General features: G+C 58.3%; 1 pseudogene. It reads left to right on the top strand.

Annotation, left to right across the window (positions count from 1 at the left end):
* Positions 1 to 401 (top strand): annotated as a pseudogene (locus D7Y13_RS42330) (hypothetical protein); the annotation flags it as partial.
* Positions 402 to 477: the final 76 nt, after the last annotated feature.

Below are 477 nucleotides of genomic sequence, written 5' to 3' on the forward strand. Positions count from 1 at the left end.
CGCTGGCAGGTCATGTCTATGTCGAGTCGGGCGCAAGGTTTAGCGGACTGATCGGCGTCCACCAGTTTGTGCGGGTCGGGCGGATGGCGATGATCGGCGGCATGAGCCGAATTGAGCGCGATGTGCCGCCCTACATGCTGGTCGAGGGCAATCCTGCGCGGGTGCGATCGCTCAACCTGATCGGACTCAAACGCGCCGGAGTCGAACTGACGGCTCTAAAAAAAGCGTTTCGCCTGCTGTATCGATCGGGCTTGACCTTAAACGAGGCGATCGCCCAGTTCGATTTACTGCCAGATAGTGAACCGCTGCACCACCTGCGCCAGTTTTTAGAGCAAACGCAGCTTCCCGATCGGCGCGGCGTGATTCCGGGCAAGCGGGCAAAAGTCAGGAGTGAAGAGTGAAAAGCGAGGAGTCGATCAGGCTCGACTCAAAGCGGATTTTTATTAGTACGGGCGAAGTGTCCGGCGATCTTCAGGG

Source organism: Corallococcus praedator (assembly GCF_003612125.1).
Classification (GTDB): Bacteria; Myxococcota; Myxococcia; order Myxococcales; family Myxococcaceae; genus Corallococcus; species Corallococcus praedator.